Below are 15,381 nucleotides of genomic sequence, written 5' to 3'. Positions count from 1 at the left end.
GATTCAAACGTCTTTCGCGAGCCGCAGCCCCGAGAACTGCCAGCGCGCGGCCGGCGGAAAGAAGTTGCGGTAGCTGGGCCGCGTGTGCCCGGCCGGGGTGGCGACGCTGCCACCGCGCAACACCAGTTGACCCACCATGAACTTGCCGTTGTATTCGGCCGCGATACCGGGCATGGGCCGAAACCCGGGGTACGGGTCATAGGAGGACCGCGTCCACTGCCAGACATGGCCGGCCATTTGAGAAATGCCGGGCGCGTCGAAAGCGGCCTCCCATTCGAACTCGGTGGGCAGCCGCGCGCCGGCCCATTCGGCGTACGCGGCGGCTTCGTAGAAACTGAGCTGAGACACCGGTGCGTCGGCTTCCATCGGCCGCACGCCGTGCAGGCCGAAGACCTGCCAGCCGCCCTGTTGCTGCTGGGTTCCGAGTCGCGGGTCGTTGGCCTCGATCCAGTACGCGGGGTGCCGCCAACCCTGCGCCTGCACGGCAGACCAGCCGTCCGACAGCCAGAGCTCGGGCCGCTGGTAACCGCCGTCGGCAATGAACTGCGCGTAGTCGCCGCAATTCACCAGCCTGTCGGCAATGGCATAGGGCTGCAGCAGCGCCGCATGGCGCGGCGTCTCGTTGTCGAAGGCAAAGACTTGTCCTTCATGGCCCACCTGCACCATCCCGCCGGGCTGCGGAAGCCACCGCATCGCCGGCGGCACCGCAGCAAGCCGCAACGCGGGCCCGGCGGCGGGCTTGTAGGCCGGCAGCAGCGGGTTGCATGACAGCGCATGAAGAATGTCGGTGAGCAAGAGTTCCTGGTGCTGCTGCTCGTGGTTCAGGCCGAGCGTGACGATGGGTTCGATGGCGGCCCAGTCCTGGTCGCCGATGTCGCTGTCGAGCAGCGTCAGCACCGCCTCATCGACATGGCTGCGGTAGGCATGCACCTCGTCCACCGAGGGCCGCGTGAGCAGCCCGCGCTGCGGCCGTGGATGGCGCGGGCCGAGCGCCTCGTAATACGAATTGAAGAGGTAATGAAACCGTGTATCGAACGGCCGGTAACCCGCGGCGTGCGGCTGGAGCAGCACGGTCTCGAAAAACCACGTGGTGTGCGCCAGGTGCCACTTGGTCGGGCTCGCGTCGGGCATCGACTGGATGCACTGGTCTTCGGCGGAGAGCGGCGCGGCGAGTGCCAGGCTGGCGGCGCGCACTTCGCGGAACCTGTCGCGCAGTGCGCTTGCCGCCTGGGTGATCGGCCGGGAAAGCGTCATGGTGTCTCCAGTCGGGTCAACCGCAATTTGTAGCCGATCGGTGTTGCCGCATCACGTAGGACAAGTGCCCGCCCTGCCCTGTGCCGCGTGGGCCGCCCGATCGGCGGGGGAGCCACTTTGGCACAAGATGGGCTGGCGTGCAGGGCGCCTGCGTATCATCCGCTCGATGCAAACGAACAACGCCTCCGCCCGCCCCCGTGTCGTCATCGTCGGCTGCGGATTCGGCGGGCTCGAAGCCGCCCGCAAGCTCGAAGGTGCCGACGTGGACGTGACGGTGATCGAAAAGACCAACCACCACCTGTTCCAGCCCCTGCTCTACCAGGTGGCGACCGCCGGGCTGGCCGCACCATCGATTGCAGCGCCGGTGCGCACCCTGTTCCGCCAGCAGCCGCGCATCACCACGCTGCTCGGCGAAGTGAGCGCCATCGATACCTCGGCACAAGCGGTGCATTTGGCCAACGGAAACCGCGTCCCGTACGACCACCTGGTTGTCGCGGCCGGCGCCACGCACAGCTATTTCGGCCACGACGAATGGGCGCCCGTCGCGCCTGGCCTCAAGACGCTGGCCGATGCCTTCGAGATCCGACGCCGCGTGCTGATGTCGTTCGAGGCGGCCGAAACCGCCACCGACCCGCAGCGCCGCCGTGCCCTGCTCACCTTCGCGGTCATCGGCGCCGGGCCGACCGGTGTCGAAATGGCGGGCACGCTGGCCGAGATTGCCAAGCACACGCTCTCCGGCGAGTTCCGTCATATCGACCCCGGTAGCGCACAGGTGCTGCTGATCGAAGGCGGGCCGCGCGTGCTGCAGGCCATGCCCGAGAGCCTCAGTCAGAAAGCGCTAGATCAACTGGAAAAGCTCGGTGTCGAGGTGCGGCTCAACGCCCGCGTTACGGCCATCGATGCCACCGGGCTCGAAGTGCAGACAGGCGGGGGTGCGGACGGCGCGCCGGCCACAAGCTACCGCATCGACACCAGCTGTGTGGTGTGGGCGGCGGGCGTCGCCGCGTCACCCCTCGGCCGCATGCTGGGCGAGGCGACCGGGGTCGAGTGCGATCGCGCCGGCCGCATCAAGGTCGAGCCCGATCTGAGCCTGGCCGGCCATCCCGAGATCAGCGTGGTGGGCGACCTTGCGGCGGCCCTGAGCCATGCGCCCGGCAAGCCGCCCAAGCCCGTGCCCGGCGTGTCGCCCGGCGCCAAGCAGATGGGCCGCGCGGCGGCCGCGAATATTCTGCGCCGCATCAAGGGCGAGCCTACCGTGCCCTTTCGCTACCGCGACTACGGCAACCTGGCCACCATCGGCCGTAACTCTGCCGTGGTGGACCTGGGTACGCCCTTCGGGCCGCTGCGCTTCAGCGGCCGGCTCGCATGGCTCTTCTGGCTGTTCGCGCATGCCTACTTCCTGATCGGCTTCCGCAACCGCATCGTGGTGATGATGGACTGGGCCAGCGCCTATTGGAGCTTCCAGCGCAATGCGCGCGTGGTGGCGGACGTGCAGGGCAGGAGCGAGTCGTAGCAGCGGCACATCCCCTGGGAGCGGGTGGCCGCAGCAGGGCTCAGAACAGGGCTTCGCTCGAATCGCTCTCGCGCTGGCGACGCCGCCATTCCCATGGCGGCGTCGGCTTGGCACCGGCCCACAGCCCCAAGCGCTGCGTGCGGGCGCTCTCCTGCAGCTTGAACAATCCGCCGCCGCGCCGCGTGGCGATTCCGTTGAAGTCGTACACCCAGGCCCAGCCTTCAGTGACCTGATGGGTGCCCGCGTCGTGCCCCTTGCAGCTCACATCGGCGACCGTGCGGCCATAGCGGTCGGTGTCGCGTTCGGTGATCACGGCCTGCTCGAAATAGCAGAGGCGGCTCAGTGCCTGCCGGCTTCGTTGGCCATACGGCTGCGATCTTTCGGGTGCGTCGATCGCGGCGATGCGCACCTTGACCTCTTCGTAGGAACCGAAGCGGCCACATCGGGCGGTGAGCGTGTCGCCGTCGCTGATGCCGACCACGAGGCAGGTTCGAGGGGCGGCGTGCGACAGCAGGGGCAGAAGCGCAAGGCAGATGGCGGAGAGAAAGCGCAAGCGCATGAGCGGAGAAACCGTGGCGATCAAAGGCACGGATTCTCGGCGCGAAGTGCAGGAGCGCCGGGGCTGGAACCCGCTGTTACGCGACGCTGCCGTTCTCGTCTTCCTGCAACAGCCGCCACATCACCTTCCCGCTCCCGCTCTTGGGCAGTGCATCGACGAACTGCACCTTGCGCGGGATCTTGTAGACGGCCATGTTCTCGCGGCACCAGTCGATGATCTCTTGCTCGGTGGTGTCCTTGTGCGTGGCGCGCAGCACCACCACGGCCTTGACCGATTCGCCGCGATAGCTGTCCTTGGTGGAAATGACGCAAGCCTCCTGGATGGCGGGATGGCGGAACATCAGCAGCTCGACCTCGGCGGGCCACACCTTGAAGCCGCTCGCGTTGATCATGCGCTTGAGGCGGTCGGTGATGAAGAAATAGCCGTCCTCGTCCATGCGGCCCATGTCGCCGGAGCGAAAAAAGCGCTTGCCTTCGAACTCGACAAAAGCGGCACGGGTGGCATCGGGGCGCTTCCAGTAGCCCTGGAACACCTCGGGGCCGTGGATGATGATTTCGCCCGATTCGCCGATGGGCATTTCGGCCAGCGTGTCGGGATCGACCACGCGCGCGTCGGTGCTCATGAACGGAATGCCCAGGCACTGCTGCTTGGGGTTGTCGGATGGGTTGGTGTGCGATGGCGCCGCCGTTTCGGTGAGGCCGTAGCCCTCCTGGTACTTGAGGCCGTATTGTTCGAAGAGGCGCTGCGCCACGGCCTGTGGCATGGCGGCACCGCCGCCGCCGATGTGGGTGATGCTCGACAGGTCGTAGCTCGCAAAGTGGGGGCTGGCCATCAGGTCGATCACCATGGTCGGGATGTTGGTCCAGCTCGTCACCTTCCAGCGCGAGATGAGCCGCCCGGCCACGTCACGGTCCCAGCGCGGCATGATGACCAGCGTGCCCCCCGCGACGATAGAGGTGTGCATCATGCTCACCACGCCCGTGATGTGGAACATGGGCACCACGGCCAGCACCACCGCTTCCGACGTCGCCTGGCCCCAGAACTGACCAGCCACCGCGTTGTGCATGAGGCTCGAGTGATGGTGCACGCAGCCCTTGGGCAGGCCGGTGGTGCCGCTGGTGTAGGGCAGCAGCGCCATGTCGTTGGCGCCCACCACGTGCTCGGGCGCGGCATGGCCCGCGGCCAGCGCATCGGTCCAGGCCATCGCCTTGCCGCCCGCCAGCTCGGGCAGGGGATGGCGCGTGGTGAGCCACTCCTTCCACGCGGGTGCAGGTGCATCGTCGCCGGTTGCATCGGCGTCGAAGGCGTCGGTGAACTGGGTCACGATGATGTGCGACAGCCGCTGCTCGGCTGGCAGCGCATTGCTGGCCCTGGCCAGCTCCCCAGCCAGGTCGCCGGTGGTGATGGCCACCTTGGCGTCGGGGTCGACGATGTAATGCTTGAGCTCCTCGGCCCGGTTCATCGGGTTAACCGGCACCACCACCGCATTGGCGCGCAGGATCGCGAAATGCGCGATCACGAGCTGCGGGCAGTTCTGCATGTCCAGCACCACGCGGTCGCCGCGCTTCACGCCCAGCGCATGCAGCGTGCCGGCCAGGCGCTCGGCCTCGTCGGCGAAATCGCGGTAGTTCACCACGCGGCCGAAGAACACCAGCGCAGCCTTGTCCGGATAGCGCGCCGCCGACGTCGCGAGGTTGTGCCAGAGCGAGGTTGCGGGCACGGTGATCGAATGCGGAAGGCGCTTGGGCCAGAACTTGTAGTGCGGGCGTTGTTGCATGGTCGGGCAGTCGGTCGAAGGGAGAGAAAAAGGAACAGTCCGCAGCCTAAGGCGACCCGTCCGCCGCTCCCATCGGGGAAGCCCCCGGGACCGTCACCTTGGCGACGCCCATTTGTTTCAACGTCGCGATCCGCACCGCACGCGCTCTGCGACTACAGACAAGACCGGCGTTCCGCGCGAACCTTCGGCTCCCCACCGTCACCCCTATGAAGGAGAGATTTCATGGCAGCAGACAAGCACGCAAGCGTTCACTGGGAAGGCGCCGGCAAGACCGGCAAGGGCCAGGTCAGCACCGAGACTGGCGCGCTCAAGGACTACCCGTATGGTTTCGCAAGCCGCTTCGAGGACGACAAGCGCGGCACCAACCCCGAGGAGATCGTCGGTGCGGCCCATGCGGCCTGCTTGACGATGGCCTTTGCCTTCGCGCTCGAGAAAGAGGGCTTCACCGCCACCAGGATCGACACCAAGGCCGCGGTACGCCTGGCCAAGGACGGCGAAGGCTTCAAGATCGACCGCATCGCGCTCGAGCTCGACGCCACCGTGCCAAAGCTCGACGAACCCAAGTTCCACCAGATCGCGGCCGCCGCCAAGGCCGGATGCCCGCTGTCGAAGGCGCTGGCCAGCGTGCCGGAGATCACGCTGAAGGCCACGCTGGCCGGCTGAGCGCTGCTTATGATCGTCTCCACTACAAGAGGAGACGATCCATGGCCCACCGCCACCCGGTCCGCGCCGCCATCATGGCGGCTTTTTCAATCGCGTCGTTCGCATCGTTCGGCATCGGCGGCCATGCACAGGCCGCCTATCCCGACAAGCCCATCAAGGTCGTCATCGGCTTTCCGGCCGGGGGTCCGCTCGATCAGCATGCGCGCCTTTTGACCGACAAGCTGCAGGCCGTGCTCGGCCAGCCGCTGATCGTCGACTACAAGCCCGGCGCGGGCGGCTCGGTGGGCGCCGACGCCGTCGCCAAGAGCCCGGCCGATGGCTACACCCTGCTGCTGGCCAACACCGGCGTGGCGGTGATCAACGGCGCGCTCTATAGCAAGCTGCCCTACAACACGCAGCGCGATTTCGTGCCCATCGCGCGCACCGCGATGCAGCCCCTCGCCCTCTTGGTCACGCCCAAGCTGCCGGTGCAAGACCTCAAGCAGTTTGTCGACTACGCCAAGGCGCGGCCCGGCCAGGTCAACTACGGCTCGGCCGGCAATGGCGGCATCAGCCACCTGGTGCCCGAGATGTTCAAGACCGCGACCGGCATCTTCATGGTGCACATTCCCTACCGCGGCAGTGCGCCGGCCTTTACCGACCTGATGGCGGGGCAGGTGCAGTTCATGGCTGAATCGATTCCGCAAGCCGCCAACTACCACAAGCAAGGCAAGGTGCGCGCCCTGGCCGTGACCAGCCGCGAGCGCAACCCCGCCCTGCCCGACGTGCCAACCGTCATCGAGTCGGGCATCAAGGGCTTCGAGGTGGTGGGCTTCTATGGCTTTCTCGCCCCGAAGGACACACCCAAGGACGTTGTCGCCAAGCTCAGCGAAGCGTTCCGCCAGGTGCTGACCAGCCCCGAGGTGCGCGATCGCATGGTGAGCCAGGGCGCGGACCCGGCCTTCCTGGGCAGCGAGGAGTTCGCGCGCTTCCTGGCCACGGAAACGCCGCGCTGGGAGAAGGCGGTGAAGGCTTCGGGCGCCCGGATGGACTGAACGGACGACGGGCCCGACGCCCGCATTTTGGGCGGCTTGTGCGCAGCCGCGACCCATTTCGGTGCACATATCTTGCATACCAGTTGGCATAAAAGCTGCTGGTATGCAGGCTATGGCCATTTCCGCATCCGAAATCAGTGCACGCATCGTCGAAGCGGTGATGGCACAAAAGCTCGCGCCGGGTTCGCGCCTGGGCGAGCAGCAGCTTGCCATGCTGTTCGACTGCAGCCGCACCATCGTGCGGGAAGCGCTCACCCGCCTGGCCGCGCGCGGCATCGTCACCGTGAGCGCACGGCGCGGCTGGTTCGTGATCGAACCCTCCCAGGACGAGGCGCGCGAAGCTTTCGAGGCCCGGCGCGTCATCGAACTGGGCCTTATCCGCAGTGCGGGCAGCACCGGCAAGATCGACAAAACCGCCCTGCGCCAGTTGAAGGCGCACCTCCAGCGTGAAAAAACCGCGCTGAAGGAAAACGACGTCGGCAACCGCAGCTTCCTGCTCGGCGACTTTCATGTGTGCTTGGCCGAATGCCTGGGCAACACCCTCCTGGCCGACACGCTGCGCGACTTCACGGCGCGCACCACGCTGATCGCCATGCTCTACCAGTCTTCGCACGATGCCGTGCAGTCCTGCGAAGATCACGTGCAGATCGTTGCCGCACTCGAACGGGGCGATCACGCCGCGGCCGAGGCATTGATGGCCGCGCACATCGGCACGGTGCAGTCGGCCCTGCGCGTGCAGGCGCCCACCGACCCCCTCGCGCAACTGCGCGATGCGCTGGCACCGCTTCAAAACACCTCGGCCAAGCCGAAGCGGCGCAAAGCCGTGCCCTCCCCCGACGACACCGATTCAACGACTTACCTAGGAGCCCTGCTATGAACTTCTCTTCGTCCAAACGCCACCTCACGCTCGCGCTTGCTTCCGTCGCCATGCTGGCTGCAGCGGGCACCGCCCAGGCCCAGAACGCCCTGGACAACGTGCTAAAGGCCAAGACCATCAAGATCGCCGTGCCGACCGACTACCCGCCGTACGGGTCGGTCGACAAGAACATGAAGCCGCAGGGCCTGGACGTTGAAATGGCTGAGCTCATCGCCGCCAAGCTGGGCGTGAAGGTCGAGCTGGTGCCCGTGACCAGCGCCAACCGCATCCCCTACCTGCAGACCCGCAAGGCCGACCTCGTGATCTCCACGCTGGGCAAGAACCCCGAGCGCGAAAAGGTGATCGAGTTCTCTTCGGCCTATGCGCCTTTCTTCCAGGCTGTGTACGCGGCCAAGAGCATGAAGCTCACCAGCTTTGCCGACATGGCCGGCAAGACCGTCGCCGTGACGCGTGGCGCCATGGAAGACCAGGAACTGAACAAGGTGGCGCCGCCCAACGTCGACTACCGACGCTTCGAAGACAACAACGCGACCATCGCCGCCTTCGTGGCCGGCCAGACGCAGACCGTTGCCACCAGCGCGGCGGTGGCCGGCGACATGCTCGCCAAGAACCCGAAGGTCAGCGCCGAGTTCAAGTTGCTGCTGAAAGACAGCCCCTGCTACGTCGGCGTGGCAAAGGGCGAGACCGCACTGAAGACCAAGGTCAACGAGATCATCGCCGCGGCCAAGAAGGACGGCACGCTCGATGCCATGTCCAAGAAGTGGCTCGGCAAGGCAGCCGGCGATCTGCCCGTCTGACCCATCACGCTGAACCTCAGATAAAGGCGCCGCCATGGAATTCGACTTCGGTGCAGTTCTCGTCGACTGGCGGCTGCTCGCCAAGGGCATAGCCTGGACAGTCGGCCTCACGGCCATTGCGACGGTCATCGGCATGGCCGTGGGCGTGGCCTGCGCATGGGCGCGCGCCAACGGGCCAACGTGGCTGCGCTGGGTGGCTGGTAGCTACGTGGAGCTGATCCGCAACACGCCCTTCATCGTGCAGCTGTTCTTCATCTTCTTCGGGCTGCCGGCCGCGGGCGTCAAGCTCACGCCCGAGACGGCTTCGATCATCGCGATGGTGATGAACCTCGGGGCCTATTCCACCGAGATCATCCGCGCCGGCATCGAGGCCACGCCCAAGGGGCAGATCGAGGCGGCCGTGAGCCTGGCGCTCAACAAGGTGCAGGTGTTCATCCGCGTGGTGCTGCCGCCGGCGCTCAAGAAGGTGTGGCCCGCCATGGTGAGCCAGATCATCATCGTGATGCTGGGCTCGGCCGTCTGCGGACAGATCTCCACCGAAGAGCTGAGCTATGCGGCCAACCTCATCCAGAGCCGCAACTTCCGTGCTTTCGAGTCCTTCATCATCGCCACGCTGCTCTACCTGGCGCTGGCAGTGGCGCTGCGCAAATTGCTCAACTGGGCCGGGCCGAGATTTTTCTTCGGCCGCTGAACGCAGGAAGCCACACCATGGTCGATTTTTCTCTCTGGGACATCCTGCGCAACCTGCTGATGGCACTGCGCTGGACGGTTGTCCTGTCATTCATCGCCTTTATTGGCGGCGGGCTTGTAGGTGGCCTGTTGCTGTTTTTGCGCTTGCGCGGCGGCAGCGTCATGGACCGCGCCGTGGGTCTCTACGTGCAGCTGTTCCAGGGCACGCCGCTGCTGATGCAGCTCTTTCTTGCCTACTTCGGCATTGCGCTGTTCGGCGTCGACGTGTCGGCGTGGACCGCTGCCAGCGTGGCGCTCACGCTCTACACCAGCGCCTTTCTCACCGAGATCTGGCGCGGCTGCGTGGCCTCGATTCCCAAGGGCCAGTGGGAGGCTTCGGACAGCCTGGCTCTGAGCTTTGCCGAACAGATGCGCCATGTGATCCTGCCGCAGGCCGTGAAGATCGCGATCGCACCGACCGTCGGCTTCCTGGTGCAGGTCATCAAGGGCACCGCGCTCGCCTCGGTGATCGGCTTCGTCGAACTCACCAAGGCCGGCAGCATGATTTCGAACGCCACCTTCCAGCCCTTTGTGGTGTTCAGCTGCGTGGCGCTGCTTTACTTTGTGCTGTGCTTCCCGGTAAGCCTGTACGCCAAGAACCTCGAGAGGAAATCCCATGGCCGCCGTGCTTGAATCCCCCGCCGCTTCCGCCTCGTCCTCCGCCGCGCCGATCGTGCGCGTAACCGCGCTGCGCAAATCGTACGGCACCAACGAGGTGCTCAAGGGCATCGACCTCGACGTGAAGCGCGGCGAGGTCATTGCCATCATCGGCAAGAGCGGCTCGGGCAAGAGCACGCTATTGCGCTGCATCAACGGGCTCGAGGTGTTCCAGGAGGGCTCGCTCACCGTCGACGGCAAGCCCCTGCTGCACGAAAGCGCCATGGCTATGCGCGAGCTGCGCCAACGCGTGGGCATGATCTTCCAGAGCTTCAACCTGTTTCCGCACCTCTCGGTCGGCAAGAACGTGATGCTTGCGCCCACGCTGGTGAAAAAGCGCGGCGGCATGGAGGCAGCGTCGCAGGCGCGCAAGCTGCTCGAGCGCGTGGGCCTGGCCGAGAAGTTCGACGCCATGCCCGACCAGCTCTCCGGCGGACAGCAGCAGCGTGTGGCCATCGCCCGCGCGCTCGCCATGGAGCCCGCCGTACTGCTGTGCGACGAGATTACGTCCGCGCTCGACCCCGAGCTGGTGGGCGAGGTGCTGCGCGTGGTGGAGTCCCTGGCGGATGAAGGCATGACGCTTCTCATGGTCACGCACGAGATGAGCTTTGCGCGCAAGGTGAGCGACCGCGTGATCTTCATGCACCAGGGCCGCGTGCATGAGATGGGCCCGCCGGCGGAAATGTTCGGCAATCCTCAGACGGCCGAGCTCAAACAGTTTCTTTCGTCGCTGCACGACTGAGGCGGCAAGCCACCGCTCACGCTACTTGCGAGCCTGCGCCTTCGTGCGCTTGCGCACGGCCATGCCAGGCGGCGGCTCGAAGTTGTCGTCGGGGCCGAGGCCGGTGGCCACGCCGAGCCGGGTGGCCAGATGCGCGGCATCGTAAGGTGCGTGCACCTTCACGTCATTGTCGAAATAGCAGTACACGTCGCGCCCCTTGCGACCGGACAATCGACGCGAAGGCGCGGCCAGCCTGGCATCCTTGACCTGGCGCCCGTGGCGCCACGCATCGATGCGCTCGGCCCAGCGATCGAGCGCTTCGTCGCTGTAGCCGCTGGCGTAGAGTTCCTTGTCGCCATGCAGCCGCATGTAGACGAAGTCGGCGCACAGGTCTTCGAGCAGCGGCCAGCGCCCTGCCGTGTCGGCAACAACCAGCGCGACCTTCTGCCGGCGCAGCAGCGCGATGAATTCCGGATTCGCGAAACTGTCATGCCGCACTTCCAGTGCATGGCGCAGGCGCAGTTTCGCGGGCACCCTCAACAACGCACGGTCGTCACCGACCTTTTCGCTGTGCTGGCGCGCGAGCGCCAGCGCGGAACGGCCGTCCCGGGGCAGCAGCGTGAAGAATTCCTCCAGGCGATCGGCGTTGTAGGCAAAGTACGGCGGCAGCTGCCACAGGATCGGCCCGAGCTTGGAGCCGAGTGCGAACACGCCCGAAGCAAAGAAGTTGGCGAGCGCGGTGCGCGGTTCCTTGAGCCGCAGGTTGTGAGTGATGTAGCGCGGCCCCTTCACCGCAAACACGAAATCGTCCGGTGTCGCGTCATGCCATGCCCGGTAGGACTCGGGGCGCTGCAGCGAATAGAACGAGCCATTGATCTCGATGGTCGGCAGCATGCGCGAGGCAAAATCGAGCTCCAGGCGCTGCGCCAGCCCCTTCGGGTAAAAGCGCCCCCGCCACGGCGGATAGCGCCAGCCAGAAACTCCGATTCGCGTGGCGCCCTGCATCGTTCGTCTTTTTCTTGCCGAAGCCCCGAACGTGGCTCGGCAGGGGGCGCCGGCGCGTAGGAAATATTCCCTTCCGCATAGCAGCATGGGGAGCCCGCGAGCGCGCCGGACCCGCTGGCTGGAACCACGCGGGCTGTGGCAAGCTCCGAGAAGTATGCAAATCCCTCCCATGCCCTTCAACTCCCGCCGCTGGATGCTGCGCGCGCTGCTCGGCGCCACGGTCCTGCAATCGCCGCTTTCGGCGCTGGCAGGTTTCAATTTCTTCCTGAGCGAATACACCGCAACCCGCGACGAATTGCAGGCGCAGATCGCCAAGCGCTTTCCGGTGGCCGAACGCTATGCCGAGATCTTCATGGTCGGGCTGCGCGATCCGCAACTGGGCCTGGACGCGCGCGGCAACCGCGCGGCCATCACGGCCACGCTGACCATCGCGAGCCCCCTCTTGGCCGCATCGCCGGTGCAGGGCGTGGTCTCGGTCAGCAGTGCGTTGCGCTACGACGCTGCCACGCGCGCGCTGCGGCTCGACCAACCCAAGGCCGAGCGCCTCGAGTTGCAGGGCGTGCAGGGCCGCGATGCCGAGAGGCTGCAGAAGATAGGCGCGGTGGTCGCCCAGGAACTGCTGCAAGGCCAAATACTGCGCAGCTTCACCGCCGAAGAACTCACCGTCGGCCGAAAGACCTACGAAATCGGCGACATCAAGGTGCAAGACGACGGCATCAAGGTACAGCTCAAATGAAATACCCCTTGCTTGCTGCCGCACTGCTGATTGCAGGCTGCGCGGCCATTCTCCCCAAGGCCAAGCAGCACTTCGATCTGGAGGCCCACCGCGGCGGGCGCGGCCTTGCACCCGAGAACACGTTGGCGGCTTTCTCGAAGGCCATCGACCTGGGCGTGAACACGCTCGAGCTCGACATTGGTCTGACGGCCGACGGCGTGGTCGTGATCTCCCACGACACTGCGCTCAACCCCGACCACACGCGGGACGCGAACGGCGCATGGCTCGCACCGAAGAGCGGCGCCACCGTGCGCTCGCTCACCCTGGCGCAGCTTCAGGGCTACGACGTGGGCCGCCTCAATCCCGCGAGCAATTACGGCAAGCAGTTTGCATTGCAAATCCCGCAAGACGGCGAACGCATTCCCACTCTGGCCGCCCTGTTCGACCACGTGCGTGCACGGGGCGCCGCGGCCGCCACGGTGCGCTTCAACATCGAGACCAAGATCGATCCGGCCAAGCCGGAGGAGACCGCCGCGCCCGAGCCGATGGTGCGCGCCCTGCTCGCCGAAATCGACAAGTCGCAGATGGGCGGCCGGGTCACCATCCAGAGCTTCGATTGGCGCACGCTCGCGCTGGTCGGCCAGCTGGCGCCGCAGTTGCCGCGCGCCTATCTCAGCAGCGCGCGCACGCTCAAGGACAGCCGCTGGACGGCCGGGCTGGATAGCGCCAACTTCACCTCCACACCGCAACTGGTCAAGGCTGCGGCAGGCAAGTCCGAGGGCCCGGTGATCTGGTCGCCGGCCTACAACGACCTGACCCCGGCGGCCATCAAGGAGGCGCAAGGCTTCGGCTTCAAGGTGCTGCCCTGGACCGTGAACCAGCGCGCCGACATGCTGCGGCTGATGGACTGGGGCGTGGACGGCATCATTACCGACTACCCCGATGTGCTGCGCGACTTGATGCGCGAACGCGGCCTGTCGTTGCCGCCCCCCGGAAAGGCCGCGTCATGAACACCGCCGCACGGCAACTCGAAGACCTCGGCAGCCGCATCGCGGCGCTGCAAAGCGGCAGCGGCTCGGCCTCCGTGCTGTCGAACGAAGCGCGCGCCAGCACGGACCTGCTCGGCGCCCTGCCGCCGCGCTACGCAGAAGTACTGCTGAACCTGCTCGACCGGCTCGAATCGGGCGCGCTCTTCAGCGAGGAGAGCTGCTCATTCAGCCAGAAAGACCTGCTCGACAATCTGCAGGTGTGGGTCGACAAGGCCCGCGGACAGCTCGTGTCTTGAGGAGAACCCACATGCAAAGACGCACACTTCTTCTGCGCGCCGGCCCGGTGCTGGCGCTCGCCTCCACCGCGGCATGGCCGCTCGCCGCGTTGGCCGCGGCGCCGATGGTCGAGATCTGGAAGGACCCGAACTGCGGGTGCTGCCAGGATTGGGTGAAGCACCTCAATGTGAACGGCTTCGCAACCCGCGTGCACGATGACGGCAACACCGCCGCGCGCGCACGGCTCGGTGTGTCCAACAAACTGGGCTCGTGCCACACCGGCCTGGTGGGCGGCTACGCGCTCGAAGGGCACGTGCCCGCACGCGAGGTGCACCGGCTGCTGCGTGAGAAGCCGAAAGCCATCGGCCTTGCCGTGCCGGGCATGCCGGTCGGCTCGCCGGGCATGGACGGCGCGGTCTACGGAAACCAGCGCGATCCCTACGACGTTCTGCTGGTACTGACCGACGGCGGCACCCGCGTCTACCAGAGCTACCGCTGAACCGGTACGGCCCGGTCAGCTAAAGCGGACAGGATCAAACGGAGCCAGCGCCGTCTCGGGCGTGGCGCCCGCCAGCAACTGCGCCGCCAGCCTGCCGGTGCGCGCGGAGCCGCAGAGGCCCACGTGTCCATGCCCGAAGGCGAGCACGACGTCCGGGCTGGCCGCGGCGGTGCCGATGCAAGGCAGCCCATCGGGCAGACTGGGGCGGTGGCCGAGCCAGTGCTTCACCGCGACCGACGCCACCGGCTGATCGGCCAGGCCTGGAAACATCGATTGCAGGTGGCGATGCAGGATCTCGGCGCGGCGCCAGTCGGGCGCGGCCTCGAGCCCGCCGATCTCGACCTGCCCGGCCGCACGCAGGCCGCCGTCCATCCAGTGCGCGATGAGCTTGCCGTCGGCCACCATGGTCGGCGTGTGCGGACCCACGGCAGCGCCTTCGACCACCACGTGGTAGCCGCGCTCCGATTCGAGTGGCACCGGGGAGCCGGCCGCCGCGGCGAGAGGGCCCGAGCGCGCGCCCGCGCAGATAGCCGCGGCATCGCAGGCGATCTCGCCGGCCTCCGTTTGCACTGCACGCAGCCGCCCGCCTTCGATACGAAAGCCCGTGGCGCGCGCCGCCACGCGCTGTGCACCGGCCTCCATCGCATGCTGCGCCAGCGCGGCCACGTAGGCCCCAGGGTTGCGGCAGTGGCCGGCCTCGGGCACGAAGATGCCGAGCGTGTAGCGCGCGTCGAGATCGGGTTCGCGCTGCCGCAGTTCCGGCTCCGGCCATTCTTCCCACCGCACGCCGGTGCGCTGGCGCACGCGCCAGCCGAGCGCGTCGCCCTCGAACTCTTCGCGCGAACGGTATGCATGCAGCAGCCCGCGCTGCTCGATGAGCTGCGGCACACCGGCCTCGGCGGCGAGCCTGGCATGCAGCGCCGGTGCGTCGGCAAGCAGGGTGCGCAGTGCGTCGGCCGTGCGCTGCACCCGCGCCTCGGTCCAGCCCGAGGCCAGGTAGCGCAGCAGCCAGGGCAGGGCCCGCGGCAGGTAGCGCCAGCGCAGCGCGAGGGGCCCCAGCGGATCGGCCAGCCAGCCGGGCACCTTGCGCCACGCACCGGGCAACGCGGGCGGCACCACGGAATGCGATGACAACCAGCCCGCATTGCCATAGCTCGTGGCTTGCGGGCCGCCCGGCTCGCCGGGTTCCACCACCGTCACGCGCAGGCCGGCGCGCAAGGCCTCGATGGCCGTCGCACTTCCCACGGCACCCGCGCCGATCACGACCGCGTGGCGCCCGGCGCCGCCTGCGGAGAAACTTCTTGCAACTGTCATGG

General features: G+C 66.9%; 17 protein-coding genes. 12 read left to right on the top strand and 5 right to left on the bottom strand.

Annotated elements, in window-relative coordinates:
* Nucleotides 1-3: 3 nt before the first annotated feature.
* Nucleotides 4-1,254 carry an ergothioneine biosynthesis protein EgtB gene (egtB, locus tag ASC78_RS06535; protein WP_055798156.1) on the bottom strand — a complete coding sequence of 417 codons (1,251 nt, stop codon included), beginning with the start codon at nucleotides 1,252-1,254 and terminating at the stop codon, nucleotides 4-6.
* A gap of 166 nt (nucleotides 1,255-1,420) precedes the next feature.
* Between egtB and ASC78_RS06530 the strand changes: the two genes are divergently transcribed.
* Nucleotides 1,421-2,767: an NAD(P)/FAD-dependent oxidoreductase gene (locus ASC78_RS06530; RefSeq protein WP_055798308.1), complete on the top strand. Its 1,347-nt coding sequence runs from the start codon at nucleotides 1,421-1,423 to the stop codon at nucleotides 2,765-2,767.
* 40 nt (nucleotides 2,768-2,807) lie between these two features.
* Here ASC78_RS06530 and ASC78_RS06525 read toward each other — a convergent pair whose 3' ends face one another.
* Nucleotides 2,808-3,326 carry a thermonuclease family protein gene (locus tag ASC78_RS06525; RefSeq protein ID WP_055798306.1) on the bottom strand — a complete coding sequence of 173 codons (519 nt, stop codon included), beginning with the start codon at nucleotides 3,324-3,326 and terminating at the stop codon, nucleotides 2,808-2,810.
* A gap of 76 nt (nucleotides 3,327-3,402) precedes the next feature.
* Nucleotides 3,403-5,103, bottom strand: a complete 1,701-nt coding sequence (locus ASC78_RS06520; protein WP_055798153.1) for a long-chain fatty acid--CoA ligase — start codon at nucleotides 5,101-5,103, stop codon at nucleotides 3,403-3,405.
* 222 nt (nucleotides 5,104-5,325) lie between these two features.
* On the opposite strand from ASC78_RS06520, the gene ASC78_RS06515 reads away from it, so the two are divergent.
* The 7 genes from ASC78_RS06515 (at nucleotide 5,326) to ASC78_RS06485 (ending at nucleotide 10,602) form a co-directional block, all read left to right on the top strand.
* Nucleotides 5,326-5,766, top strand: coding sequence for an OsmC family protein (locus ASC78_RS06515; protein WP_055798152.1), 441 nt, complete (start codon nucleotides 5,326-5,328; stop codon nucleotides 5,764-5,766).
* Between the two features lie 74 nt (nucleotides 5,767-5,840).
* Entirely contained in the window at nucleotides 5,841-6,800 is a 960-nt protein-coding gene (locus ASC78_RS06510; RefSeq protein ID WP_157634400.1) for a Bug family tripartite tricarboxylate transporter substrate binding protein, read from the top strand.
* A gap of 112 nt (nucleotides 6,801-6,912) precedes the next feature.
* Nucleotides 6,913-7,677 carry a GntR family transcriptional regulator gene (locus ASC78_RS06505; protein WP_055798303.1) on the top strand — a complete coding sequence of 255 codons (765 nt, stop codon included), beginning with the start codon at nucleotides 6,913-6,915 and terminating at the stop codon, nucleotides 7,675-7,677.
* A complete protein-coding gene (locus tag ASC78_RS06500; protein ID WP_055798148.1) occupies nucleotides 7,674-8,474 on the top strand; it encodes a transporter substrate-binding domain-containing protein in 801 nt (266 codons plus the stop codon). The genes ASC78_RS06505 and ASC78_RS06500 overlap by 4 nt, the downstream gene beginning before the upstream one ends.
* A 34-nt stretch (nucleotides 8,475-8,508) precedes the next feature.
* Nucleotides 8,509-9,165, top strand: a complete 657-nt coding sequence (locus tag ASC78_RS06495; RefSeq protein ID WP_055798146.1) for an amino acid ABC transporter permease — start codon at nucleotides 8,509-8,511, stop codon at nucleotides 9,163-9,165.
* Nucleotides 9,166-9,182: 17 nt separating this feature from the next.
* Entirely contained in the window at nucleotides 9,183-9,836 is a 654-nt protein-coding gene (locus tag ASC78_RS06490) for an amino acid ABC transporter permease (protein WP_055798143.1), read from the top strand.
* Nucleotides 9,820-10,602 (top strand): amino acid ABC transporter ATP-binding protein, encoded by a 783-nt coding sequence (locus tag ASC78_RS06485; RefSeq protein ID WP_055798140.1) that lies wholly within the window; start codon nucleotides 9,820-9,822, stop codon nucleotides 10,600-10,602. The genes ASC78_RS06490 and ASC78_RS06485 overlap by 17 nt, the downstream gene beginning before the upstream one ends.
* Before the next feature lie 21 nt (nucleotides 10,603-10,623).
* Here ASC78_RS06485 and ASC78_RS06480 read toward each other — a convergent pair whose 3' ends face one another.
* Nucleotides 10,624-11,586, bottom strand: coding sequence for a DUF72 domain-containing protein (locus ASC78_RS06480; RefSeq protein WP_055798138.1), 963 nt, complete (start codon nucleotides 11,584-11,586; stop codon nucleotides 10,624-10,626).
* Between the two features lie 169 nt (nucleotides 11,587-11,755).
* On the opposite strand from ASC78_RS06480, the gene ASC78_RS06475 reads away from it, so the two are divergent.
* From ASC78_RS06475 to ASC78_RS06460, 4 genes are read left to right on the top strand one after another with little or no spacing between them, the layout of a single operon-like run.
* Nucleotides 11,756-12,322, top strand: coding sequence for a DUF1439 domain-containing protein (locus tag ASC78_RS06475; protein ID WP_235505009.1), 567 nt, complete (start codon nucleotides 11,756-11,758; stop codon nucleotides 12,320-12,322).
* Nucleotides 12,319-13,311, top strand: a complete 993-nt coding sequence (locus ASC78_RS06470) for a glycerophosphodiester phosphodiesterase (protein WP_055798132.1) — start codon at nucleotides 12,319-12,321, stop codon at nucleotides 13,309-13,311. The genes ASC78_RS06475 and ASC78_RS06470 overlap by 4 nt, the downstream gene beginning before the upstream one ends.
* Nucleotides 13,308-13,586 (top strand): hypothetical protein, encoded by a 279-nt coding sequence (locus tag ASC78_RS06465; protein ID WP_055798129.1) that lies wholly within the window; start codon nucleotides 13,308-13,310, stop codon nucleotides 13,584-13,586. The genes ASC78_RS06470 and ASC78_RS06465 overlap by 4 nt, the downstream gene beginning before the upstream one ends.
* Nucleotides 13,587-13,597: 11 nt before the next feature.
* Nucleotides 13,598-14,065 (top strand): DUF411 domain-containing protein, encoded by a 468-nt coding sequence (locus tag ASC78_RS06460; RefSeq protein ID WP_055798127.1) that lies wholly within the window; start codon nucleotides 13,598-13,600, stop codon nucleotides 14,063-14,065.
* Nucleotides 14,066-14,080: 15 nt separating this feature from the next.
* Here ASC78_RS06460 and ASC78_RS06455 read toward each other — a convergent pair whose 3' ends face one another.
* Nucleotides 14,081-15,379 (bottom strand): NAD(P)/FAD-dependent oxidoreductase, encoded by a 1,299-nt coding sequence (locus ASC78_RS06455; RefSeq protein ID WP_055798124.1) that lies wholly within the window; start codon nucleotides 15,377-15,379, stop codon nucleotides 14,081-14,083.
* Nucleotides 15,380-15,381: the final 2 nt, after the last annotated feature.

Source organism: Variovorax sp. Root318D1 (genome assembly GCF_001424835.1).
Lineage (GTDB): Bacteria > Pseudomonadota > Gammaproteobacteria > Burkholderiales > Burkholderiaceae_C > Variovorax.
This window is presented reverse-complemented; position numbering and strand designations above follow the sequence as displayed.